Source organism: Enterobacter quasiroggenkampii (genome assembly GCF_043972695.1).
Classification (GTDB): Bacteria; Pseudomonadota; Gammaproteobacteria; order Enterobacterales; family Enterobacteriaceae; genus Enterobacter; species Enterobacter quasiroggenkampii.
This window is the reverse complement of record NZ_CP143745.1, coordinates 1,355,620-1,379,312: the sequence shown is the minus strand read 5'-3', so window position 1 is coordinate 1,379,312 and position 23,693 is coordinate 1,355,620. Positions and strand designations below refer to the sequence as shown.

Below are 23,693 nucleotides of genomic sequence, written 5' to 3'. Positions count from 1 at the left end.
GTTTTTTTATGAATTTAGCTCAGACGCCCGTGACACGCCTTGTACTTTTTACCGGAGCCACATGGGCACGGATCGTTACGACCCACTTTGCGATCGCCAGTCTGCGCGGCGATCGCCGCTGCGGCTTCGCTGTCGTCGGTCTGATGGCTCAGCTGTTGCATTTGTGCCAGACGCTCGGCTTCTTCACGACGCTGCTGCTCCATCGCTTCTACCTCTTCCGGCATACGCACCTGAACCTTGCTCAGGGTGCTGATCACTTCATACTTCAGCGACTCAAGCATAGAGGCAAACATGGAGAAGGACTCACGCTTGTATTCCTGCTTCGGATCTTTCTGCGCATAGCCACGCAGGTGGATACCCTGACGCAGGTAGTCCATCGCCGCCAGATGCTCTTTCCAGAGGGAATCCAGCGTCTGCAGCATCACGCCTTTTTCGAAGTGACGCATCATCTCAGCGCCAACAACCTCTTCCTTACGCTTGTAAACATCCAACGCGGTTTCGTAGATACGCTCGCGCAGGGTCTCTTCGTGCAGCTCAGGCTCTTTATCCAGCCACTCTTTGATAGGCAGATCGAGGTCAAAGTCGTTTTTCAGACGTTCCTGCAGGCCTTCGATGTCCCACATCTCTTCCAGAGACTGAGGAGGAATATGCGCATCAATCGTGGCTTTAAACACATCTTCACGAATGCTGTTGATGGTTTCGCTCACGTCAGACACGTCCAGCAGTTCGTTACGCTGGGTGTAGATCGCACGACGCTGATCATTAGCCACGTCGTCATATTCCAGCAGCTGCTTACGAATATCGAAGTTGCGGCTTTCCACTTTACGCTGGGCGTTCGCGATCGCTTTGGTGACCCACGGGTGCTCAATGGCTTCGCCAGGCTTCATGCCCAGCTTGCGCATCATGCCGGACACGCGGTCGGAGGCGAAAATACGCATCAGCGCATCTTCCATCGACAGGTAGAAGCGGGAAGAACCGGCATCACCCTGACGACCCGCACGGCCACGCAGCTGGTTATCGATACGACGCGATTCATGACGCTCGGTACCAATGATATGCAGACCGCCGGATGCCAGCACCGCGTCGTGACGCACCTGCCAGTCGGCCTTGATCTGCGCAATCTGTTCAGGCGTTGGGTTTTCCAGCTCAGCCACTTCGGCCTGCCAGCTACCGCCCAGCATAATATCAGTACCACGACCCGCCATGTTGGTGGCGATGGTTACCGCAGCCGGATAACCTGCCTGCGCAACAATGTCCGCTTCTTTGGCGTGGAATTTGGCGTTCAGTACGTTGTGTTTAATACCCGCTTTGGTCAGCTCGTGAGAAACCACTTCGGATTTTTCAATGGAGATGGTCCCCACCAGAACCGGCTGGCCTTTGGCAGTACGCTCGCGGATATCTTCAATGATTGCCTGAATTTTTTCCGCTTCGGTCATGTACACCAGGTCCGGCATATCCTTACGAATCATCGGACGGTTGGTTGGAACGACCACGGTATCCAGCTTGTAGATGGAGCTGAATTCAAACGCTTCGGTATCGGCAGTACCGGTCATGCCCGCCAGCTTCTCGTACAGACGGAAGTAGTTCTGGAAGGTGATAGAGGCCAGCGTCTGGTTTTCGTTTTGAATATCCACGCCTTCTTTGGCTTCTACAGCCTGGTGCAGACCGTCAGACCAGCGACGCCCCTGCATGGTACGGCCGGTGTGCTCATCGACAATGATCACTTCGCCGTCTTTCACGATGTAGTCGACGTCGCGGGTGAACAGCGCGTGGGCACGCAGCGCGGCGGTCACGTGGTGCATCAGCATGATGTTGCTCGGGGAGTACAGAGACTCGCCCTCTTCCATAATGCCTTCAGCAACCAGCAGCTCTTCAATTTTCACCAGACCACGTTCGGTCAGGTTCACCTGGCGCGCTTTTTCATCAACGGAGAAGTGGCCTTCACCCTGGAAGGTATCCGAGTCTTCTTTCTCCTGACGCAGCAGGTGTGGAATGATTTTGTCGACTTTACGGTACATCTCGGAGCTGTCTTCAGCCGGGCCGGAGATGATCAGCGGGGTACGCGCTTCATCGATCAGGATGGAGTCCACCTCATCCACCAGCGCATAGTGCAGCTTACGCTGGACACGCTCTTCAGGGCTGAACGCCATGTTGTCACGCAGGTAGTCGAAGCCGTATTCGTTGTTGGTACCGTAGGTGATATCCGCATTGTACGCTTCACGCTTGGCTGGCGCAGGCAGGCCGGACATGTTGATGCCGACGGTCATGCCGAGGAATTCGAACAGTGGACGGTTGTTTTCGGCATCACGCTGCGCCAGATAGTCGTTGACGGTAACGACGTGAACGCCTTTACCGGTCAGCGCGTTCAGGTAAGCCGGCAGCGTTGCGGTCAGGGTTTTACCTTCACCGGTACGCATTTCCGCGATGCAGCGCTCGTTAAGCACCATACCGCCCAGCAGCTGAACGTCGAAGTGACGCATGCCGAACACGCGCTTACTTGCTTCACGCACAACGGCAAACGCTTCCGGGATCAGGCTTTCTAAGGTTTCACCTTTTTCCAGACGCGCACGGAATTCCGCCGTTTTCGCTTTCAGCTCATCATCAGAGAGCTTCTCCATCGCCGGTTCCATACCGTTGATGACGGCAACAGCTTTGCGCATACGGCGCAGGGTACGATCGTTACGACTACCAAAAACTTTAGTTAATAATTTGATTAGCATAATAAATTCTCAAACGCCCCATCATGGGCAGATAAATTAAGGTATTGAAAAAGTTAATTTAGCTGAGGCGTTGAGGCCCGGCGCGAATGCCGTGAACCTGGCTAATCCAGGTTGAGACAGAGAATGAAACAGGAGGAACGAGCGCGCGTTGCGCCGTCTCGCGCACCATGACCGGCGGCTGGCTGTCCTGCGTAAGCAGTGCATTAAGCGTGTCCAGCAGGGCAAGATGCTGGGCCTGCACCGGCAGCGTCTCTTCCGCCACAGGCATTGCCTGGGGCGCCATCGCGAAGGAGAGATGGCGGATAACCGTGCGGATAGCGTGCTGGTGCCAGTAATCAACGGAGAAATTCGGGCGGCGGCTGGCTTCAAGCCACGCGAGGTTTGTAAAGTTAACCCGCGTGTTGAGATCGTGTTTGGTGGTAGAGGTCTTCGCTGGCGTCGCCGCTTCGGCACTGTTGCTGAGCGCAGGCAAGCCGAGACTCGCCGCGACCATCCCTAATAAGAGATGCGGCCAGAAGTAACGTCTGCCAAATTGTCGCCAGCGCGTCAGTATTCCGCTCACTTGCTCCACCACATAAGCCAGCCTGTAACAGGCTACTTTTAAGTTATTTTTTTAAGCGCCCAGATATTACCACTAAAGCCAATGCACATCAGCAGGAATGAGGTGCCGCCGCGGGGAAAAACGGTCAAGAATGCAGCTAACGCACGCATTTTCTGCGCAAGACAAACAAGAGATAACGCTGGGGCAAACGAAGAAGGGCAAAAATAAAAACGACTGGTCTTCCTGGTCGGAGAGAGTACCAGGTTAACCAGTCGATTTTTTACGAAACGGCGTGAACCGTTACGCCAGAACCATGTTTGGCGCTTTGAAAGCCAGCGGCAGTTCTGCTTCGTCTTCGAAGGTCACATATTCCCAGGCTTCCTGTTTTGCCAGGACGGCCTGCAACAGTTTGTTGTTCAGCGCATGACCGGATTTGAACGCGGTAAATGCACCAATGATATTGTGACCACACATAAACAGGTCGCCGATAGCGTCCAGCATTTTGTGACGTACGAATTCATCTTCGAAACGCAGGCCGTCTTCGTTCAGTACGCGATAATCGTCAACAACGATGGCACAATCGAAGCTGCCGCCCAGGCACAGGCCGCGGGACTGCAGATATTCGATATCACGCATGAAGCCAAACGTACGGGCTCGGCTGATCTGGCGCATAAACGCATCAGCAGAGAAGTTCATCGCGTAGCGCTGGGTGCTGGAATCAATCGCCGGATGGTTAAAGTCGATGGTAAAGTCCAACGAGAAACCATTGTACGGTTTAAATTCAGCCCACTTGTCGCCATCTTCGACGCGAACGGTCTCTTTGATGCGAACAAATTTCTTCGCGCAGTTCAGTTCTTCGATGCCGGCATCCAGCAACAGATAGACGAACGGTGCAGCACTGCCATCCATAATCGGGATTTCTGGCGCATCGACTTCAACAATAATGTTGTCGATACCCAGCCCCGCCAGGGCGGCGTTCAGGTGCTCTACGGTAGAAATCCGCACGTCATGCTCGTTCACCAGACAAGTACAGAGCATAGTATCACGCACAGATTTGGCATCGGCCGGAAAATCTACCGGTGGATTCAAGTCGGTGCGACGATAGATGACCCCGGTATTGGCCGGCGCAGGGCGTAACGTCAGCGTGACTTTCTTGCCGGTATGTAAACCGACACCCGTCGCCTGAACGATACGTTTAAGTGTCCTTTGTTTGATCATCGTATAATCTCGCCAAATTAACTATCCAACCGAGAGTGTATATCACTAACGGTGGGCCAGTTTAGCACAAAGAGCGCAAATCCCCTAATTCCAGCCAATTCTTAATCAGCTTGCTTACGCAGGAACGCCGGGATATCCAGATAATCTGGCTCTTTCGCCGTTTGCGGCGTTGGGTCGTTCACCACTTTCGCGGCCGGTTTCTGCTCCTGAGTCAGCGGAGACATACCGTGCTGCTGGTAACGATCCATTACCGGTTGCTGAGTCTGCTTGTTGGTCACTAAGGTGATCTCAGGACGCTTGTCCATACCGATACCGGTCGCAACAACGGTAACACGCAGCTCGTCGTTCATTTCAGGGTCAAGCGAAGTACCGATTACCACGGTAGCGTTGTCAGAGGCGAACGCACGGATAGTGTTACCCACGGTTTCGAACTCATCCAGACGCAGGTCAAAGCCAGCGGTAATGTTGACCAGCACGCCGCGCGCACCAGACAGATCGATATCTTCCAGCAGTGGAGAGGAGATGGCCATTTCAGCCGCTTCTTCTGCACGGTCTTCGCCGCTCGCCACGCCAGAGCCCATCATCGCGTAGCCCATTTCGGACATCACGGTGCGAACGTCTGCAAAGTCAACGTTCATCAGGCCAGGACGGGTAATCAGTTCAGCGATACCCTGAACCGCGCCTTTCAGCACGTCGTTTGCTGCGCCGAAGGCGTCCAGCAGGGAGATACCGCGACCCAGCACTTTCAACAGCTTGTCGTTCGGGATGGTGATCAGCGAGTCCACGTGCTTGGACAGCTCGGTGATACCCTGCTCCGCGAAGGCCATACGCTTCTTGCCTTCAAAATTGAAAGGCTTAGTCACGACAGCAACGGTCAGGATACCTAAATCTTTAGCCACTTCAGCTACAACAGGTGCTGCGCCGGTACCGGTACCGCCACCCATACCTGCTGCAATGAAGACCATGTCCGCACCTTCCAGTGCAGCGCGCAGGGCTTCACGATCTTCTTCAGCCGCATTGCGGCCCACTTCCGGGTTAGCCCCTGCTCCCAGCCCTTTGGTGATACCACCGCCGATCTGGATAGTCTGGCCTACAGCCGTCTTACGCAGTGCCTGTGCATCGGTATTAACTGCAAAGAATTCAACACCTTCAATGCGTTCACGCACCATATGCTCTACGGCGTTACCGCCGCCGCCACCGACGCCGATGACTTTAATCACCGCGTCGTTGGTCAGTTCCATAGGTTCAAACATAATTTCTCTCTCCGTTGTGCCTGTCGCCCGAGACCGCTAATTCTCTCCGGTCTCTTAAAAAAATTAAAACTCTTTTCGCAACCAGTTGTTCAGTCGTTTGACCCACGACCCCACTGAGACGCGTTTTTCCACTTCCGCTTCACCACTGAGATGAGATTCCTTCCCGTAGTGGAGCAGGCCCACAGCCGTTGAATAATACGGCTCCTGAGCATAATCCGTTAAACCGGTGATATTCAGCGGCGCACCAATACGCACCTGCGTATGGAACACGCGCTGTGCACAGGCCGCAAGACCTTCAATTTGCGCTGCACCGCCGGTTAATACAATCCCCGCTGCAAGATGATGTTTAACACCCTGCTGACGAAGCTGTTCCTGTAACTGTAAAATCTCTTCGTTGACCAGGTTGAGCAGCTCGGTATAGCGCGGCTCGATCACCTCTGCCAACGTCTGGCGCTGCAGGCTGCGCGGTGGACGACCACCGACGCTTGGCACTTCAACGCTCTCATCTTTGCCAACAATAGAGCCCAGCGCACAGCCGTGGCGCACTTTAATCGCTTCTGCATCGCTCGGTGGCGTACCAAAAGCGTAAGCAATATCGCTGGTCACGACGTTCCCTGCGTACGGGATCACTTTGGTGTGGCGCAACGCACCGCCGGTATACACGGCCATGTCCATTGTACCACCACCAATATCGACCACACAGACACCCAGTTCACGTTCATCTTCGGTCAGCACGGAATAACTTGCCGCCAGACCGGCGAAAATAAGTTGGTCAACTTTCAGGCCACAACGTTCAACGGCTTTTACAATGTTCTTCGCCATATCGTTGTGACATGTGATCAGGTGCACTTTTGCCTGCATACGAACGCCTGACAGACCAACCGGGTTCTTGATCCCTTCCTGGTAGTCAATCGCATATTCCTGCGGGATCACGTGCAATACGCGATGCTCATCGCGGACACGCACGGATTTCGCCGTATGCACAACGTTTTCAACGTCTTCCTGCGTCACTTCTTCTTCGGAAATCGGCACCATACCGATTTCGTTCTGGCAGCTAATGTGCTTACCAGAAAGGGCCAGATAGACAGAAGAAATCTGGCAATCTGCCATCAATTCAGCCTGATCGATGGCGCGCTGGACGCACTTCACCACCGATTCAAGATCGTTTACCCCACCTTTATCCATACCACGGGACGGGCAACTGCCCACGCCAATGATATTGACCATACCGTCGGGCAGAACTTCCCCTACTAAAGCGGCAACCTTCGCGGTGCCAATCTCCAGTCCAACTACCAGTTTTCTGTCCGTCGCCTTGATCATTGTTGTTCTGCCTGTACCTGTGCCTGATTCTGTTGCTGATTAGGTTCCTCGACCGGAGCCGGTACCCAACCGACTGCTGCGCCTGAGTCATAGCGCAAATCAACGTAGCTTATCCGTTTGCCGTCAGTCTGTGCCTGCTGCTGTAAAACCGGGTAAAGTTCGACAAAACGCGCCAGACGCTTCATGGTGTCCCCGCGCCCCAGGTTGAGCTTAATGCCGTTCGTTAACGTAAGCTGCCAGGAACGGCGCGCCGTCATGGCAGCATCTTTTAACGTAAACCTGTCCTTCGCCAGAACCTGACCCATTTCACGAAAACCCTGTAACACTTCGTTTTCGCTGCCTTCAGGGCCATACAACATCGGTAAATTTTGCTTGTTGACACGATCGGCCGGGACGCTGAAGGAATTTCCGTCGACGTCAACCATGTGCTGATCATTCCAACGCGCAATGGGCACATATTCAACCAGATGAATCTTCAATTCATCAGGCCATTGCTTTCTTACGCTCGCCTGTTTTATCCATGGCAGACGTTCAATCTGGCTCTGGATAATATTGACGTCCTGAGTCATAAAGGTGCCAGGCGAGCCCAGTGCCAGTATTGACTGGCGAATATCGTCGTTACGCGTGTAGTGACGCTCACCGGTGACCACCAGCTTAGAAAGTGGCAACCGCTGCGCATCTTCCATCCAGCCCAGGACCATCCAGCCGCTGATAAACACGGTGCACAGCACCCCGAGCAGGAAAATGATGCCTGCAAGACGCGTTCCATTACTGCGGCGTGAAGAGGTATATTCTTCCTCGTCATCGCGGTTGCGCGTGTTCAATGCAGCCTGAGACATATCAGCCCGCCTGGTCCAGAATGCGTACGACTAACTGCGAGAAGCTCATCCCCGCCTGACGCGCGGCCATCGGCACAAGGCTGTGGCTGGTCATTCCCGGAGAGGTATTGGCTTCCAGCAGATAAAATTGTCCATCCCGGTCCTGCATCACGTCGATGCGCCCCCAGCCCTGGCAACCCAGAACATGCCAGGCTTTAAGCACCAGGGACTGTAATTCGGCTTCACGCTCAGCTTCAAGACCACTTGGGCAGAAATATTGCGTCTCATCAGAGAGATACTTCGCCTCATAATCATAGAAGACTCCAGCGGGTTGGATACGGATTGACGGTAAAATTTCTTCGCCAAGCATCGCGACGGTAAATTCCGGCCCGCTAAGCCATTTTTCTACCAGAACTTCATCATCATGTTGAAATGCCAGCGCTAAAGCGGATGCTAAATCGTCAGCTTTGTCGACTTTGGACATTCCCACGCTGGAGCCTTCCCGGCTGGGCTTTACAATAACCGGTAAGCCCAGTTCAGCAATGCGTGCATTAACGCTATCCGACAGGCCCAATTCAAATTCGCGTCGCGTCAGCGCTACCCATGGTGCGACAGGTAACCCTGCGCCCTGCCACAGCAGCTTGCTGCGCAGTTTATCCATAGAGATAGCGGAAGCCATCACGCCGCTGCCGGTGTACGGCAGGCCGAGCAGATCCAGAAGCCCCTGCAGGGTACCGTCTTCACCGCCACGACCGTGTAAAGCGATAAAAACTTTATCGAAGCCCATGGCTTTTAATTGCGTCACGTCGACCTCTTTTGGGTCAACCAGGTGCGCATTAACGCCACCTTCACGCAGGCCCGCCAGTACAGCCGCGCCGGAATTCAGGGAAACCTCGCGCTCGGCGGAGGTGCCGCCAGACAGGACAGCAATCTTATCAGCCATGATGCTCATCCTCCTGGTTTTGCGGCTTCAGTTTGATTTCAGCTAAGGTACGGGCGATTTTGCCGATATTTCCCGCACCCTGAATCAGAATCAAATCGTTACCTGTCAGGACCGGTGCCAGAATTTCCGCCACCTGGGCAGGGTCAGAAACCAGAATAGGGTCAACCTTACCGCGTCCACGAATGGTGCGACACAGAGAACGGCTGTCTGCGCCAGGAATCGGCGTCTCGCCTGCGGCGTATACATCCAGCATTAACAGGGTATCAACCTGCGACAGGACGCTGGCGAAATCGTCATACAGATCGCGCGTACGCGTGAAACGGTGCGGCTGGAACACCATCACCAGATTCTTGTCCGGCCAGCCCGCACGTGCGGCTTTAATGGTGGCGTCCACTTCGGTTGGATGGTGACCGTAGTCGTCCACCAGCATCGCCGTACCGGCTTTACCGTTCACCGGATCCAGCGGGAATTCACCGAGGAAGTCGAAACGACGACCGGTGCCCTGGAAGCTTTCCAGCGCGCGCAGGATCGCATCATCATCAATGCCTTCTTCCGTCGCGACGGCCACTGCTGCTGCGGCATTGAGCGCGTTATGGCGCCCTGGCGCATTCAGCGTCACGTGCAGCAGCTCTTTGTCCTGACGCGCCAGCGTGAAGTTCCCCTGCGCGCCAATCTGTTTGTACTCTTCCACGCGGACGTCAGCGTCTTCACTGAAACCGTAAGTGGTGATTTGACGACCCACGCGCGGCAGCAGCTCGCGGATCACCGGATCGTCTACGCACATCACCGCGCGCCCGTAGAACGGCAGGTTGTGCAGGAAGTTGATAAAGGTCTGCTTTAAGTTCTCGAAGTCACCCTGGTAGGTATCCATATGGTCCGCTTCGATGTTGGTGACAATCGCCACCATCGGCTGCAGGTGCAGGAACGACGCGTCGCTCTCATCCGCTTCAGCAATCAGATAACGACTGTGGCCCAGACGCGCATGCACGCCCGCGGCTTTGACCAGGCCGCCGTTGACAAACGTCGGGTCGAGACCTGCTTCCGCATAAATACTGGAGACCATCGCCGTGGTCGTGGTTTTACCGTGGGTCCCGGCAATCGCGATGCCGTGGCGAAAACGCATCAGTTCCGCCAGCATTTCTGCACGGCGGATCACCGGAATGCGCGCGTCATGCGCGGCAACGATTTCCGGGTTGTCAGAGGAGATAGCGCTCGATACCACTACCACGCTCGCATCGCGCACGTTTTCCGGGCGATGATTGAAATAGATAGTCGCCCCAAGCGACGCCAGCTGCTGCGTTACAGGGTTTGGCGCCAGGTCAGACCCGCTGATCTGATAGCCTTCGTTAGCTAACACTTCGGCAATACCGCCCATGCCAGCACCACCGATGCCAACAAAGTGAATGTGCCGGACGCGACGCATCTCGGGCACGATTGAACGCAGTTTTGCCAGTTGTTGTGTATTCATTCTCTAAACGCCATCGACTACTTAAAATTCGTGCCGCGCTTCACGCGCTGCGAGGGTTAAGCCTGGGCTGCCAGGCTCACTTCTTTTGCCACCCGTTCCGTCGCATCAGGGATAGCCGCCGCGCGCGCGCGTTCAGCCATCTCAAGCAATACGTCTCTGTTCCAGCCCGCCAGGGTGGTGGCGACCGCGTCGGCGGTAAATTGTGGCTGCTCAAAAATTTTCGCCGCACCGGCTTTCTCAAGCGGCAGGGCATTCCAGTACTGCTGTCTGTCTTTGTGCTGGAAAGGCACAAACAGAGCCGGCAGCCCCGCGGCAGCGATTTCGCTTACCGTTAAGGCGCCAGAACGACAGACCACGACATCGGCCCAGGCGTACGCTGCCGCCATGTCGTCGATAAATTCCGTCACGTTATGCTGCGACTGCCCCGCCTCGGCGTAAGCCTGCTCAACGGTCTGCTGAGCGCCTTTTCCACTCTGGTGCCAGATGGTGACGGTATCACCCAGCTTTGCGGCAACCTGCGGCATCGTCTGGTTTAAAATACGTGCGCCCTGAGAGCCGCCGACGACCAGCACACGCACCGGCCCTTCACGGCCCGCCAGGCGAGCATCCGGCAGCGGCAGTGCCAGTACGTCTACGCGCACCGGGTTTCCCACCACATCCGCTTTCGGGAACGCGCCGGGAAATGCCTGCATGACTTTGGTGGCGATTTTCGCCAGCCATTTGTTGGTCAGACCCGCAATACCGTTCTGCTCATGCAGCACAACGGGAATACCTAACGACCACGCGGCTAACCCACCTGGACCCGAGACATAGCCGCCCATGCCCAGCACCACATCGGGCTTAAAGCGCTTCATGATGGTGCGCGCCTGACGCCAGGCGTTAAAAATGCGCACCGGTGCCAGCAGCATTGCCTTGAGGCCTTTGCCCCGAAGGCCGGAAATACGAATAAAGTCGATCTCAATACCGTGTTTCGGTACCAGGTCGGCCTCCATGCGGTCTGCGGTTCCCAGCCAGCGTACCTGCCAGCCCTGATCCATTAAATGGTGCGCAACCGCCAGTCCCGGGAACACATGTCCGCCGGTACCGCCTGCCATCACCATTAACCGCTTCGGTTGATTCATCGTGAACCTCGTGTAAACGCCTGGGCTTTTTCCAGACGCGTCTCATAATCTATGCGTAACAACAGCATGATGGCCGTCGACATAATCAACAGACTGGAACCACCATAACTGATCAACGGCAACGTCAGACCTTTGGTCGGCAGCATACCTGCTGCGGCCCCGACGTTAACCAATGCCTGGAAGCTAAACCAGATACCAATTGAGCAGGCCAGGAAGCCTGAGAAACGGTGATCGATCTCCAGCGCTTTCCGGCCGATGGACATGGCGCGGAAAGCGACGAAGAATACCATTAATAGCGCTAATACCACACCGATATAACCCAGTTCTTCCGCAATAATGGAGAAGATGAAGTCAGTATGCGCTTCCGGTAAATACTCCAGTTTCTGTACCGAGTTACCCAGCCCCTGCCCCCAGAGCTCACCGCGCCCAAAGGCCATAAGTGACTGCGTCAGCTGATAGCCGCTGCCGAACGGGTCTTCCCACGGGTTCCAGAACGAGGTCACGCGGCGAATACGGTAAGGCTCGGCGAGGATCAGCAGCACAACCGCTGAAATCCCCATCCCGATAATGGCGATGAACTGCCACAGCTTTGCGCCCGCCAGGAACAGCATAGCCAGCGTGGTGACAAACAGTACCACCACGGTACCGAGGTCAGGCTGCGCCAGCAGTAATACCGCCAGCACCAGAATCACGCCCATCGGTTTTAAGAAGCCGCGCAGGTTATTACGCACTTCATCTACCTTACGCACCAGGTAGTTCGCCAGGTAGCAGAACAGGGAGAGCTTGGTAAATTCCGCAGGCTGAATACGCAGCGGGCCAAAGGCGATCCAGCGTGATGCCCCGTTTACGGAACTCCCCACCACCAGAACGATCAGCAGCATAATGATCGAGGCGATCAGCATCGCCGTACTGTGTCGCTGCCAGAACTCCATCGGCAGACGCAAGGTCACCAGCGCCAGGCAGAATGCCAGGATAATGTACAGACCATCACGCTTGGCAAACAGGAAAGGATCGTTCGCCAGACGCTGCCCGACGGGCATTGACGCTGACGTCACCATAATAAAGCCGACCGCCGCGAGCCCCATCGTGAGCCAGAACAGCGTGCGGTCGTACATGATCAGGCTGTCGTTATCTTTTTGACGAGAGCCCATCACCCAGCCTTTGAGTGCCGCAAACAACCACACCAGGATCCCAAATCCTGGCAGGCGCGGCATTTTCAGGCGAGGGAGAGATAAACGCATCAGCCTAACTCCTTCGCCAGGCGGGTAAAGACATCACCACGCTGTTCGAAATTCTTGAATTGATCGAGGCTGGCACAGGCCGGAGAGAGCAGCACCATATCACCCGGCTTCACGCGAGGGGCAATCAGCCGCATCGCCTGTTCCATGGTTTCGGTTTGCTCGGCGACCTCAGGGCGCAGTGCAGCCAGCTCGCTGCCGTCACGGCCGAAGCAGTACAGACGGACGTTATCGCCGGAGAGATACGGCTTCAGGGACGAGAAATCCGCTGATTTACCGTCGCCGCCCAGCAGCAGATGCAGGGTACCGTCAACGTGCAGGCCGTTCAGCGCGGCCTCCGTGCTGCCCACGTTGGTGGCTTTGGAGTCGTTGATCCAGCGCACGCCGTTGTGCTCCAGCGCCAGCTGGAAACGGTGTGCCAGGCCGGAAAACGTGGTTAACGCTTTCAGGCTTGAGGAGCGCGGCAGCCCCACTGCGTCCGCCAGCGCCAGCGCCGCCAGCGCATTGGTATAGTTGTGCTGACCAGAGAGCTTCATCTCTTTCACGTTCAGCACTTTCTCACCTTTCACGCGCAGCCAGGTTTCACCCAGCTGGCGGTTCAGATGATAATCACCCATGGTGATGCCAAAACTAATGCAGCGGTCGTCTGCGCCACGCACCGGCATGGTCAGCGCATCATCGGCGTTCACTACGCAGACTTTGGCATTCTCATAAACGCGCAGCTTGGCAGCACGGTACTGCTGCAGACCAAATGGATATCTGTCCATGTGATCTTCAGTCACGTTGAGGATCGTCGCAGCGGCAGCATGCAGGCTTGAGGTCGTTTCCAGCTGGAAGCTGGAAAGCTCGAGAACATACAGTTCACAGCCTTTGTCCAGCAGCATCAGAGCAGGTAAACCAATGTTACCGCCAACGCCGACGTTCATGCCCGCCGCTTTTGCCATTTCCCCCACCAGGGTGGTGACGGTGCTTTTACCGTTAGAACCGGTAATCGCGATAACGGGCACCTGCGCTTCGCGGCAGAACAGCTCGATATCGCCGACAATCTCAACACCTGCATCTGCGGCAGCGCTCAGGGAAGGATGCGCCAGCGCCATACCCGGGCTGGCGACAATCAGATCGGCTGCCAGCAGCCAGTCATCATTCAGACCACCAAGGTGGCGTTCAACCTGTTCCGGCAGTTTATCCAGACCCGGCGGAGAGACACGCGTATCCATCACGCGCGGCGTCACGCCACGTGCGAGGAAAAAGTCCACGCAGGAAAGGCCCGTGAGGCCTAACCCGATGATAACGACTTTTTTACCCTGGTAATCTGCCATGATTAACGTACCTTCAGCGTTGCCAGGCCAATCAGCACCAGCATCAGCGAAATAATCCAGAAGCGCACAATGACGCGCGGCTCCGGCCAGCCTTTAAGTTCATAGTGGTGGTGAATCGGCGCCATACGGAAGATGCGCTGACCGCGCAGCTTGAAGGAGCCGACCTGCAAAATCACCGACAGCGTCTCAACCACAAACACGCCGCCCATGATCACCAGCAGGAACTCCTGACGCAGCAGTACGGCAATAATGCCCAGCGCGCCGCCTAACGCCAGTGAACCGACGTCACCCATAAAGACCTGAGCCGGATAGGTGTTGAACCACAGGAAGCCAAGCCCCGCGCCGACAATCGCCGTACAGACGATCACCAGTTCACCCGCGTGGCGCAGATAAGGGATGTGCAGGTAGTTCGCGAAATTCATGTTACCGGTCGCCCAGGCCACCAGCGCAAAACCGGCCGCCACGAAGACGGTTGGCATAATCGCCAGGCCATCCAGACCGTCGGTCAGGTTAACGGCGTTACCGGTGCCGACAATCACAAAGTACGCCAGCAGAATGTAGAACAGACCCAGCTGCGGCATCACGTCTTTAAAGAACGGCACGACCAGCTCGGTCGCTGGCGTGTCTTTCCCTGCCAGATACAGCGCGAAGGCCACGCCCAGCGCGATCACCGACATCCAGAAGTACTTCCAGCGGGCAATCAGGCCTTTGGTATCTTTGCGGACGACTTTGCGGTAATCATCGACGAAACCAATGATCCCGTAACCCACCAGAACCGTCAGCACACACCAGACGTACGGGTTGGACGGGTACGCCCACAGCAGTACGGAAACGACGATGGCAGTCAGGATCATGATCCCGCCCATGGTCGGGGTACCGCGCTTGCTGAAGTGCGATTCCGGGCCGTCGTTACGCACAACCTGGCCGAAAGAGAGCTTTTGCAGACGGGCAATCATGCGCGGGCCCATCCACAACGAGATGAACAGCGCAGTCAGCAGGCTGACGATGGCGCGAAACGTCAGATAGGAAAAGACGTTAAAGCCTGAGTAATATTTGACCAAATGTTCGGCCAGCCAAACTAACATGTCCCGTTCTCCTGTAATGCGTGCACAACCTCTTCCATGGCGGCACTACGTGAACCTTTCACTAACACTGTCACAATTTGTTTTTCTGTCATTAATGCCTTAAGGCGCTCAATCAACGCGGCTTTATCGGCAAAATGCTCGCCAACGCCGCTGGCCTGGCTAATCGCCTGGCTCAGTTTTCCTGCGCTCAGTACACAGTCCAGCCCCGCCGCTTTCGCCGCTTCACCGACCTGGGTATGACAGGCTTCGCTTTCGTCGCCCAGCTCTGCCATGTCGCCAACCACCATGATGCGGAAGCCCGGCATTTCAGATAACACCTGCACCGCCGCCGTCATCGAGCCAACGTTCGCGTTATAGGAGTCATCCAGCAGCAGCTTGTTTTCCGAAAGCTGAATCGGGAACAAGCGTCCCGGCACGGCTTTCAGGTTCGCCAGCCCGGCTTTGATCGCCTCATGTGAAGCGCCTACCGCCGTTGCCAGCGCCGCCGCCGCAAGGGCATTGGCGATGTTATGGCGACCCGGCAGCGGCAGCAGCACCTCCACGCCACCCGTTGGGGTCGTGAGGGTGAACTCGGTGCCGTGCGACGTCACATGGATATTGGTCGCCGTAAAATCACTGTTGGCCGCATTTGGCGAGAAGCGCCAGGTTTTACGCGCACCAATGATGCTCTGCCAGTTCAGCCAGTCGTTGTTATCGGCGTTCAGAATGGCGATACCGTTTTCCGGCAGGCCGGTGTAAATCTCGCCTTTCGCTTTTGCCACGCCTTCCAGCGAGCCAAAGCCTTCCAGGTGCGCAGCCGCGAGGTTATTCACCAGCGCTGCTTCCGGGCGCGTCAGGCTCACGGTCCAGGCGATTTCACCCTGGTGGTTTGCACCTAACTCGATCACCGCATACTCGTGCTCTTTGGTCAGGCGAAGCAATGTCATCGGCACGCCGATGTCATTATTGAGGTTGCCCGCGGTATAAAGCGTATTGCCGCACTGGCTGAGGATGGCCGCCGTCATCTCTTTCACTGACGTTTTGCCTGAGGATCCGGTCAGGGCGACGACGCGAGCCGGCACCTGCTGACGAACCCAGGCCGCCAGCTCGCCGAACGCGAGACGCGTATCTTTCACCACAACCTGCGGCAGATCGATATCAAGTTTGCGGCTGACCAGCAGCGCACCGGCGCCGTTCTCTTTGGCCTGTTCAGCAAAATCATGCGCGTCAAAACGCTCGCCTTTCAGCGCCACGAACAGACAGCCAGCGGTGACTTTGCGGGTGTCCGTCGTCACGGCATCAATGGTCAGGTCTTGCCCGTGCAGGTCGCCGTGCAGTACCGCTGCGGCCTGGCTTAACGAGAGGCTAATCATGCGACGACTCCCAGCAGGCGAGCTGCCGTTACGCGATCCGAGTAATCCAGACGGCGGTTGCCAACGATCTGATAATCTTCATGGCCTTTACCCGCCAGCAGAACAACATCATTCTCCTGTGCCTGCATGATGGCGTTCGTCACGGCTTCCGCCCGGCCTTCCACGACGCGCGCGCGGCCCGCATCCAGCATGCCCGCCAGAATGTCATTAATGATGGCGCGCGGCTCTTCCGTACGCGGGTTGTCATCGGTGACAACCGGAATATCTGCGAACTGTTCCGCAATAGCGCCCATCAGTGGGCGTTTGCCTTTGTCACGATCGCCGCCACAACCAAACACGCACCAGAGCTTACCGGTACAGTGCAGGCGCGCCGCTTCCAGCGCTTTTTCCAGCGCATCCGGCGTGTGGGCATAATCAACCACAACGGTCGGTTTACCCGGCGCGCTAAACACTTCCATACGGCCACAAACTGGCTGCAGACGCGCGGCGGTTTTCAGAAGTTCAGCCATCGGGTAACCCAGCGCCAGCAGCGTTGCCAGCGCCAGCAGCAGGTTGCTGACGTTAAACGCCCCCATCAGGCGGCTTTCAATTTCGCCTTCACCCCAGGAAGAGGCAAAGCGGATGGTCGCTCCGCTATCGTGATAATTCACCTCAACCGCCTTCAGCCAGCGGCCATGGCAGTTCGGATTGATATGGTCTTCCATCGATACGGCAACCGCATCCGGCAGCTTCGCCAGCCAGCGGCGGCCGACTTCATCGTCGGCATTGATGATCGCCTGACCACAGTGGTGAGTGGAATAGAGCAGCCATTTCGCGGCTTCGTAGTGCTCCATATCACCATGATAATCAAGATGATCGCGGCTCAGGTTGGTAAACACGGACGCGGCAAATTTCAGCGCCGCGACGCGGTGCTGTACCAGACCGTGCGAAGAGACCTCCATCGCGGCAAAGGTTGCACCCTGCCCTGCCAGACCGGCGAGCACGTGCTGTACGTCAACCGCGGAGCCAGTGGTGTTTTCCGTCGGGCTCACTTTGCCCAGCAGACCGTTACCCACAGTCCCCATCACCGCGCCGGTTTCACCCAGCAGCTGAGCCCACTGCGCCATCAGCTGCGTGGTGGTGGTTTTTCCGTTCGTACCCGTTACGCCAACCAGGCGCAGCTGGTCGGAAGGTTCGTGATAAAAACGTCCCGCCAGTGCGGAAAGACGTTCATTTAACTGGCTGAGATAGATGACCGGCACGCCGTGCATTTCACGGATCTCACCGTCGGTTGCCTCATCTTTAGCCTCAGCAATAATGGCAGCCACACCTTGCGCAATCGCCTGCGGGATATAACGACGCCCGTCCGCCTGATGACCGACCACCGCCACAAAAAGATCGCCAGAAGCAGCCACGCGGCTGTCCAGTACCATCTCTCGCAGTGCTCGCTCCGGTGCATTTGGCACCCACGGAGCGAGAAGGTCGCGCAAATTACGATCTGCCACCTGTACCCTCGCCTTGATTAATTACAAATTCACTTTTTTCGCCCGTCGCCAGCGCATCCGGTTCAATGTTCATGGTGCGTAACACGCCGCCCATGATTGCCCCAAACACAGGCGCGGAGACGGCGCCGCCGTAGTATTTACCCGCCTGTGGATCGTTTATTACGACCACCAGCGCAAAACGCGGATTGCTTGCAGGCGCAACGCCTGCGGTATAGGCAATGTATTTGTTGATATAGCGGCCGTCTGGCCCCACTTTTTTCGCTGTACCGGTTTTAATGGCGATACGATAGCCTTTAATCGCCGCCTTCACGCCGCCGCCGCCCGGCAGCGCCACGCTTTCCATCATGTGCACTACGGTACGAACGATGGATTCCGGGAAGATACGCTCGCCCGGCACCGGTGGATCAACTTTGGTAATCGACAGCGGGCGATAAACGCCATAGCTGCCAATCGTTGCGTAGACTCGCGCTAACTGTAACGGGGTTACCATTAGCCCGTAGCCGAAAGAGAAGGTGGCCCTCTCTATGTCAGACCACCGTTGTTTTTGAGGATATAAGCCACTGCGTTCTCCGACCAACCCCAAATTGGTCGCCTTTCCCAGTCCAAAACGTGAGTAAGTCTCTACTAACGCTGAGGACGGCATCGCTAACGCCAGCTTTGAAACACCGACGTTACTCGACTTCTGTAACACCCCGGTCAGGGTCAATTCGCTGTAGCGCGCCACGTCTTTTATCTCGTGGCCGTTAATACGGTATGGGATGGTGTTCAGAACCGTGTTTTCATTGACGATGCCGCGCTGGAGCGCGGTCATCACCACCATCGGCTTCACCGTGGATCCAGGTTCGAACACGTCGGTAATCGCCCGGTTACGCATGGCATCTTTTGCGGTGCCGGTAAAGTTGTTCGGGTTGTAGGACGGACTGTTGGCCATCGCCAGCACTTCACCGGTGCTGACATCCACCAGCACGGCGCTGCCTGACTCCGCCTTGTTGAACGCCACGGCGTTGTTCAGCTCGCGGTAGACCAGCGCCTGCAGGCGCTCGTCGATACTGAGGGCCAGGTTGTGCGCTGCCTGACTGTCCGTGGAAGAGATATCTTCGATGACGCGCCCGTAGCGGTCCTTACGCACGATTCGCTCGCCCGGCTGACCGGTGAGCCACTTATCGAAGCTTTTTTCAACGCCCTCAATCCCCTGGCTGTCGACGTTGGTGAAGCCAATGAGGTGAGCGGTTACTTCGCCGGATGGATAGTAACGACGGGATTCTTCACGCAGATGAATGCCCGGTAGCTTCAGTTTGCGAATGTAGTCCGCCATGTCAGGGTTAACCTGACGCGCCAGATAGATAAAACGCCCTTTCGGGTTCGCGTTAACGCGGGAGGCCAGCTGATCCAGCGGCATTTTCAGCGCATCAGCCAGCGCTTTCCAGCGGTTATCAAGGGTAATGCCACCGGCGTCGTGCAGCTCTTTCGGATCGGCCCAGATAGCCTTCACCGGCACGCTCACCGCCAGCGGACGACCGGAGCGGTCGGTGATCATCCCGCGGGACGTGGAGACCTCCTGAACGCGCAGAGAGCGCATATCGCCCTGGCGTACCAGCATGTCAGGCGCGACGATTTGCAGCCAGGCCACGCGGCCCAGCAGAAAACCCAGCGCCAGTAAAATGCAGCCGCAAAGCAACGCAAAACGCCAACTGATAAAGTTGGCCTGTTCTTCCTGACGTTTTGGTTTTAGCGTTTTTGCCGCTGCTTTCATGCGTCGCGTTTTCCCTTATTTTTGTACTACGATATTTTCCTGTGAAGGATCAACATGCTGCAGCTGCAGCTTTTCCGTTGCGATCCGTTCAACCCGGCTGTGATCGCCGAGCGCGTTTTCTTCAAGGATCAGATTTCGCCATTCAATATCCAGCGCATCGCGTTCCAGTACCATCTGCTCGCGTTGCGCAGTCAATAAACGTGTATGGTGGGCTGTCGTCACCACCGTTACTGCCGTGACAATGATGCAAATGAACAGACAGAGTGGCAGTTTCCCAAACCGCAAAAGATCGTCGCCGATCACGCCAGGCAAGGCATGGCGCTCGTTGCTTCCTAACGAATCCTTAACTTTGCTTAGGGTCTCTGTCACTCTGCCGATCATGCGTTCGTCCTCTCTGCAACACGCAGCACTGAACTACGGGCGCGTGGATTCTCTGCCACTTCTTCTTCGCCCGGCATCAACTTGCCTAATGCTCGCAACTGACGGCCACCCAGCTTCCTGAGTTGTTCTTCCGTCATCGGCAGCCCCGCTGGCACCTGTGGACCGCGGCTTTGTTCACGCATAAAGCGTTTCACAATACGGTCTTCCAGCGAATGGAAGCTGATGATGGATAACCGCCCACCCGGGGCAAGCACGTCGAGCGAGCTTTTTAGCGCCAGCTCTATTTCCTCCAGTTCACTGTTTACCCAGATGCGAACCGCCTGGAAGGTACGGGTCGCGGGATGTTTGTGCTTATCCTTCACCGGGGTCGCTGCCGCGATCACCTCGGCCAACTCTTTGGTGCGGGTCATTGGCTCAATGCGGTTGCGCTCAACAATGGCGCGCGCAATACGTTTGCCAAAACGCTCTTCGCCAAACGTTTTGATGACCCATGCAATATCGGCTTCGTCAGCGGTCTGTAGCCACTCGGCGGCGGATTGTCCGCGCGTCGGGTCCATCCGCATGTCCAGCGGACCATCACGCATAAAGGAGAAACCGCGCTCAGCGTCGTCGAGTTGGGGTGAAGAGACGCCAAGATCGAGAAGAATCCCGTCGATCTTGCCCGTCAGGCCGCGCTCAGCCACATAGTCCGCGAGCGCAGAGAAAGGTCCATGCACGATGGAAAAGCGTGGGTCATTGATGGTCTGTGCAACGGCAATTGCCTGCGGATCGCGATCGATTGCCAGCAGACGTCCCTCCTCACCCAACTGGGAGAGGATCAAACGCGAGTGGCCACCGCGACCAAATGTGCCATCAATGTAGATGCCATCCGGACGAATATTCAGGCCGTTAACGGCCTCGTCCAGTAACACCGTTTTATGTTTATAATTTTCCATCATATTTATAGAGACAAGTCCTGCAGTCGTTCCGATAATGTCGCGGAATCAGACTGCTCAGCGTCGATATCTTCCTTGACCTGTTGATACCAGGTCGTTTCATCCCACAGTTCAAACTTGTTGAACTGCCCGACCAGCATCACTTCTTTTGTCAGACCGGCATGTTGCCGCAACACAGGGGCAATCAGTAATCGCCCTGCGTTATCCATCTGACATTCACTGGCATGTCCCAATAACAGCCGCTGCACGCGGCGTTCCTGCGGGTTCATGCTCGACAGTCGCGACAGCTTTTGCTCAATAATTTCCCATTCAGGTAAGGGGTAAAGCAGCAGGCAGGGGGAGTTAATGTCAATGGTGCAAACCATTTGACCCGCAGCGTTCTCAATCAGCTGGTCGCGGTATCGGGTTGGTACCGATAAACGCCCTTTGCTGTCGAGATTGACTAACGTTGCTCCACGGAACATGCCAGTCTCACCCCTCCTCACCACTTTAACCCACAAATTCCCACCTAAAGGAGTTTACGGAGCGAGGGAAAAGCTTGTCAAGCCAGGACTCTCCGTATAAGGACTCGAAAGCCCTCTATTTACAGAGTTAAACAGTCCTGGTTAATAACTGCACAACTGGCGAGGCAAAATTAACGTTATGAATATTTGTAAGAAAAAAACCGAATATGCACACTAGCGTTAAGGCTCACTCAATATCATCGCAGATAAATATAAAGTGTCAGTTTGCGACGCGGGCAGCATTTTATGACAGATTCTCAGGGGATGACAGCGCCAGATTCACCCAGGCACACGGTAAGCGCAGTGGTTAGCACGTAAGCTGGCAAAGGAAGAGGAAAAAACGTCTGAATATTCATCGACCGAAGAGGGTTTGTAACAAAATAATACAAAGAATACCGTTTAAAATCGCTGAGATGTTCTTTAAAGAACAATTTAAAAGCCAAAATGAATTAAGAAAAATAGGCGATTATGATCTCACAAGAATTATCCTAATTTCTCTCCGGGAATTATCCGCACGAATTATCGTAGCAAAATGGGGCAGATTTCGCCGCCCCAGTCATTTCATTTTTGGCGGCTTAAAATTCCGCGATGGTAGAGATTACGTTTGATACGCGTCAGGCCCGGCTTTGGTTTGCGGGGTTCATCCAGACTCGCCAGCACAATCTCCAGCACGCGTTCAGCCACGTCACGGTGACGCTGTGCAACCGCCAGCACCGGGCACTGAAGGAAGTCGAGCAGCTCGTTATCCCCGAACGTGGCAATCGCCAGGTCGGAGGGGAGTTTACCTTCACGGCGTAAGGTGACATCCATGACGCCCTGCAAAAGCGCAAACGAGGTCGTGAACAGCGCCTGAGGCATCGGGTGGGTTTCCAGCCATTTCTCGAACAGCTGCGCGGCGGCTTCACGTTCGTAGCTGTTGGCATAGAGGTAGTGAACCTCGCGCGGATCGTCTTTCCAGGCGGTTCTGAATCCCTGCTCGCGCAGGAAGCTCACCGAAAGCTCGGGCAACGCGCCAAGATACAGCACCGTTTCCGCCGGGAACGTCCGCAGCTCTGCGGCCAGCATTTCGGCATCATCCTGATCCGCACCCACTACGCTTGTGAAATGTTCACGATCGAGCGCGCGATCCAGCGCCACGATTGGGAACGGGTCGTTCGCCCAGCGCTGGTAGAACGGATGTTCTGGCGGTAAGGAGGTCGAAACAATAATGGCATCCACCTGACGCTGGAGCAGATGCTCAATGCAGCGCATCTCGTTATCAGGCTGATCTTCCGAGCAGGCAATCAGCAGCTGATAGCCACGCTGGCGCGCCTGACGTTCAAGATAGTTGGCGATACGGGTATAGCTGGTGTTTTCCAGGTCCGGGATCACCAGACCAATAGAGCGGGTGCGCCCGGCGCGCAGACCGGCTGCGACAGCATTCGGATGGTAGTTATGTTCACGAACCACCGCCATAACTTTTTCAACGGTCTTGTCGCTGACACGGTACTGCTTTGCTTTACCGTTAATCACATAGCTGGCCGTTGTTCGTGACACGCCGGCTAGCCGGGCGATTTCATCCAGTTTCACAATTGCCCCTTAAAAAAAGAAAAGAGTCCATGGCCCTGTCAAGGTTATGGTTAAATCTTTTAACATCTAAACGCAGAAAAGCCTTCGCGGCAACCGCTTTTATCTGCGTTGTCGGCTGATTACGCAAAAAAAAGCCCGGCTTTGGTGACCGGGCAGAAAGAGGCGAACCTTTTTGACAACTAACGCATGATTTTCTCGCCGCGTGACAGCCCCACGACACCCGATCTTGCGACTTCAACAATTTTTGCCACATCCCGCACGGACGTCAGGAAAGCATCCAGCTTGTCACTTGTCCCGACCAGCTGAACCGTATAAAGAGAAGGCGTGACGTCGATAATCTGTCCGCGGAAAATATCCGCATTGCGTTTAACTTCTTCACGCCCGTAGCCGGTGGCCTGGATTTTCACCAGCATGACCTCACGTTCAACGTAGGCCCCCTGCCCCAGCTCGCTCACGCGCAGCACATCAACCAGCTTATGCAGCTGTTTTTCAATCTGTTCAAGCACTTTGGCGTCGCCAACGGTTTGAATCGTCATGCGCGACAGCGTGGGATCCTCCGTCGGCGCGACGGTCAGGCTTTCAATGTTATAACCGCGCTGCGCAAAAAGACCAATGACGCGCGACAGTGCGCCAGACTCGTTTTCCAGTAAAACCGATAATATCCGGCGCATA

Annotated in this window: 20 protein-coding genes; all 20 read right to left on the bottom strand. The window is 55.8% G+C overall.

Translation table 11 applies throughout. The features are described 5' to 3' along the window. Positions 1-14: 14 nt before the first annotated feature. Positions 15-2,720 carry a preprotein translocase subunit SecA gene (gene secA, locus V1572_RS06555; protein ID WP_021240521.1) on the bottom strand — a complete coding sequence of 902 codons (2,706 nt, stop codon included), beginning with the start codon at positions 2,718-2,720 and terminating at the stop codon, positions 15-17. 58 nt (positions 2,721-2,778) lie between these two features. Beyond that, a complete protein-coding gene (secM, locus tag V1572_RS06550; protein ID WP_167213990.1) occupies positions 2,779-3,282 on the bottom strand; it encodes a secA translation cis-regulator SecM in 504 nt (167 codons plus the stop codon). Positions 3,283-3,561: 279 nt separating this feature from the next. Further along, complete coding sequence (lpxC, locus tag V1572_RS06545; protein ID WP_010426966.1) at positions 3,562-4,479, bottom strand: UDP-3-O-acyl-N-acetylglucosamine deacetylase; 918 nt, start codon at positions 4,477-4,479, stop codon at positions 3,562-3,564. Between the two features lie 101 nt (positions 4,480-4,580). Beyond that, the gene (ftsZ, locus tag V1572_RS06540; RefSeq protein ID WP_008501978.1) at positions 4,581-5,732 is read right to left on the bottom strand and encodes a cell division protein FtsZ; all 1,152 of its coding nucleotides are present in this window, start codon (positions 5,730-5,732) and stop codon (positions 4,581-4,583) included. 63 nt (positions 5,733-5,795) lie between these two features. Beyond that, entirely contained in the window at positions 5,796-7,052 is a 1,257-nt protein-coding gene (ftsA, locus tag V1572_RS06535) for a cell division protein FtsA (protein ID WP_006173845.1), read from the bottom strand. Further along, a complete protein-coding gene (ftsQ, locus tag V1572_RS06530; RefSeq protein WP_023293285.1) occupies positions 7,049-7,891 on the bottom strand; it encodes a cell division protein FtsQ in 843 nt (280 codons plus the stop codon). Before ftsQ ends, ftsA begins: the two co-directional genes overlap by 4 nt. Position 7,892: 1 nt before the next feature. Beyond that, complete coding sequence (locus V1572_RS06525) at positions 7,893-8,813, bottom strand: D-alanine--D-alanine ligase (RefSeq protein WP_063620781.1); 921 nt, start codon at positions 8,811-8,813, stop codon at positions 7,893-7,895. Continuing rightward, positions 8,806-10,281, bottom strand: a complete 1,476-nt coding sequence (gene murC, locus V1572_RS06520) for a UDP-N-acetylmuramate--L-alanine ligase (RefSeq protein ID WP_395299799.1) — start codon at positions 10,279-10,281, stop codon at positions 8,806-8,808. The genes V1572_RS06525 and murC overlap by 8 nt, the downstream gene beginning before the upstream one ends. Before the next feature lie 56 nt (positions 10,282-10,337). After that, positions 10,338-11,402 carry an undecaprenyldiphospho-muramoylpentapeptide beta-N-acetylglucosaminyltransferase gene (gene murG, locus V1572_RS06515; protein ID WP_196352410.1) on the bottom strand — a complete coding sequence of 355 codons (1,065 nt, stop codon included), beginning with the start codon at positions 11,400-11,402 and terminating at the stop codon, positions 10,338-10,340. Continuing rightward, positions 11,399-12,643 (bottom strand): cell division protein FtsW, encoded by a 1,245-nt coding sequence (gene ftsW, locus V1572_RS06510; protein WP_008501983.1) that lies wholly within the window; start codon positions 12,641-12,643, stop codon positions 11,399-11,401. The genes murG and ftsW overlap by 4 nt, the downstream gene beginning before the upstream one ends. Next, positions 12,643-13,959, bottom strand: a complete 1,317-nt coding sequence (murD, locus tag V1572_RS06505) for a UDP-N-acetylmuramoyl-L-alanine--D-glutamate ligase (protein ID WP_395299798.1) — start codon at positions 13,957-13,959, stop codon at positions 12,643-12,645. The genes ftsW and murD overlap by 1 nt, the downstream gene beginning before the upstream one ends. Positions 13,960-13,961: 2 nt before the next feature. Then, complete coding sequence (gene mraY / locus V1572_RS06500) at positions 13,962-15,044, bottom strand: phospho-N-acetylmuramoyl-pentapeptide-transferase (protein ID WP_008501985.1); 1,083 nt, start codon at positions 15,042-15,044, stop codon at positions 13,962-13,964. Then, complete coding sequence (gene murF / locus V1572_RS06495) at positions 15,038-16,396, bottom strand: UDP-N-acetylmuramoyl-tripeptide--D-alanyl-D-alanine ligase (RefSeq protein WP_196352411.1); 1,359 nt, start codon at positions 16,394-16,396, stop codon at positions 15,038-15,040. The genes mraY and murF overlap by 7 nt, the downstream gene beginning before the upstream one ends. Next, the gene (murE, locus tag V1572_RS06490) at positions 16,393-17,880 is read right to left on the bottom strand and encodes a UDP-N-acetylmuramoyl-L-alanyl-D-glutamate--2,6-diaminopimelate ligase (protein WP_039265669.1); all 1,488 of its coding nucleotides are present in this window, start codon (positions 17,878-17,880) and stop codon (positions 16,393-16,395) included. The genes murF and murE overlap by 4 nt, the downstream gene beginning before the upstream one ends. Then, the gene (locus V1572_RS06485) at positions 17,867-19,633 is read right to left on the bottom strand and encodes a peptidoglycan glycosyltransferase FtsI (RefSeq protein WP_045907793.1); all 1,767 of its coding nucleotides are present in this window, start codon (positions 19,631-19,633) and stop codon (positions 17,867-17,869) included. Before V1572_RS06485 ends, murE begins: the two co-directional genes overlap by 14 nt. 15 nt (positions 19,634-19,648) lie before the next feature. Beyond that, on the bottom strand, positions 19,649-20,014 hold the full coding sequence (ftsL, locus tag V1572_RS06480) for a cell division protein FtsL (RefSeq protein ID WP_008501989.1): 366 nt from the start codon (positions 20,012-20,014) through the stop codon (positions 19,649-19,651). Beyond that, positions 20,011-20,952, bottom strand: coding sequence for a 16S rRNA (cytosine(1402)-N(4))-methyltransferase RsmH (gene rsmH, locus V1572_RS06475; protein ID WP_021240527.1), 942 nt, complete (start codon positions 20,950-20,952; stop codon positions 20,011-20,013). Before rsmH ends, ftsL begins: the two co-directional genes overlap by 4 nt. Before the next feature lie 2 nt (positions 20,953-20,954). Beyond that, on the bottom strand, positions 20,955-21,413 hold the full coding sequence (mraZ, locus tag V1572_RS06470) for a division/cell wall cluster transcriptional repressor MraZ (protein ID WP_021240528.1): 459 nt from the start codon (positions 21,411-21,413) through the stop codon (positions 20,955-20,957). A 600-nt stretch (positions 21,414-22,013) separates the two neighbouring features. Next, complete coding sequence (cra, locus tag V1572_RS06465) at positions 22,014-23,021, bottom strand: catabolite repressor/activator (RefSeq protein WP_008501993.1); 1,008 nt, start codon at positions 23,019-23,021, stop codon at positions 22,014-22,016. Positions 23,022-23,200: 179 nt separating this feature from the next. Next, entirely contained in the window at positions 23,201-23,692 is a 492-nt protein-coding gene (gene ilvN, locus V1572_RS06460; protein WP_063620771.1) for an acetolactate synthase small subunit, read from the bottom strand. Position 23,693 lies beyond the last annotated feature (1 nt).

What these genes read in the sequence shown, in the direction of transcription:
- lpxC (WP_010426966.1), bottom strand. Translation starts at nt 4,479, where the DNA reads ATGATCAAACAAAGGACACTTAAACGTATCGTTCAGGCGACGGGTGTC.
- secA (WP_021240521.1), bottom strand. Translation starts at nt 2,720, where the DNA reads ATGCTAATCAAATTATTAACTAAAGTTTTTGGTAGTCGTAACGATCGT.
- mraZ (WP_021240528.1), bottom strand. Translation starts at nt 21,413, where the DNA reads ATGTTCCGTGGAGCAACGTTAGTCAATCTCGACAGCAAAGGGCGTTTA.
- ftsQ (WP_023293285.1), bottom strand. Translation starts at nt 7,891, where the DNA reads ATGTCTCAGGCTGCATTGAACACGCGCAACCGCGATGACGAGGAAGAA.
- ilvN (WP_063620771.1), bottom strand. Translation starts at nt 23,692, where the DNA reads ATGCGCCGGATATTATCGGTTTTACTGGAAAACGAGTCTGGCGCACTG.
- murD (WP_395299798.1), bottom strand. Translation starts at nt 13,959, where the DNA reads ATGGCAGATTACCAGGGTAAAAAAGTCGTTATCATCGGGTTAGGCCTC.
- murC (WP_395299799.1), bottom strand. Translation starts at nt 10,281, where the DNA reads ATGAATACACAACAACTGGCAAAACTGCGTTCAATCGTGCCCGAGATG.
- V1572_RS06485 (WP_045907793.1), bottom strand. Translation starts at nt 19,633, where the DNA reads ATGAAAGCAGCGGCAAAAACGCTAAAACCAAAACGTCAGGAAGAACAG.
- murG (WP_196352410.1), bottom strand. Translation starts at nt 11,402, where the DNA reads ATGAATCAACCGAAGCGGTTAATGGTGATGGCAGGCGGTACCGGCGGA.
- rsmH (WP_021240527.1), bottom strand. Translation starts at nt 20,952, where the DNA reads ATGATGGAAAATTATAAACATAAAACGGTGTTACTGGACGAGGCCGTT.
- ftsW (WP_008501983.1), bottom strand. Translation starts at nt 12,643, where the DNA reads ATGCGTTTATCTCTCCCTCGCCTGAAAATGCCGCGCCTGCCAGGATTT.
- ftsA (WP_006173845.1), bottom strand. Translation starts at nt 7,052, where the DNA reads ATGATCAAGGCGACGGACAGAAAACTGGTAGTTGGACTGGAGATTGGC.
- ftsL (WP_008501989.1), bottom strand. Translation starts at nt 20,014, where the DNA reads ATGATCGGCAGAGTGACAGAGACCCTAAGCAAAGTTAAGGATTCGTTA.
- V1572_RS06525 (WP_063620781.1), bottom strand. Translation starts at nt 8,813, where the DNA reads ATGGCTGATAAGATTGCTGTCCTGTCTGGCGGCACCTCCGCCGAGCGC.
- mraY (WP_008501985.1), bottom strand. Translation starts at nt 15,044, where the DNA reads ATGTTAGTTTGGCTGGCCGAACATTTGGTCAAATATTACTCAGGCTTT.
- ftsZ (WP_008501978.1), bottom strand. Translation starts at nt 5,732, where the DNA reads ATGTTTGAACCTATGGAACTGACCAACGACGCGGTGATTAAAGTCATC.
- murF (WP_196352411.1), bottom strand. Translation starts at nt 16,396, where the DNA reads ATGATTAGCCTCTCGTTAAGCCAGGCCGCAGCGGTACTGCACGGCGAC.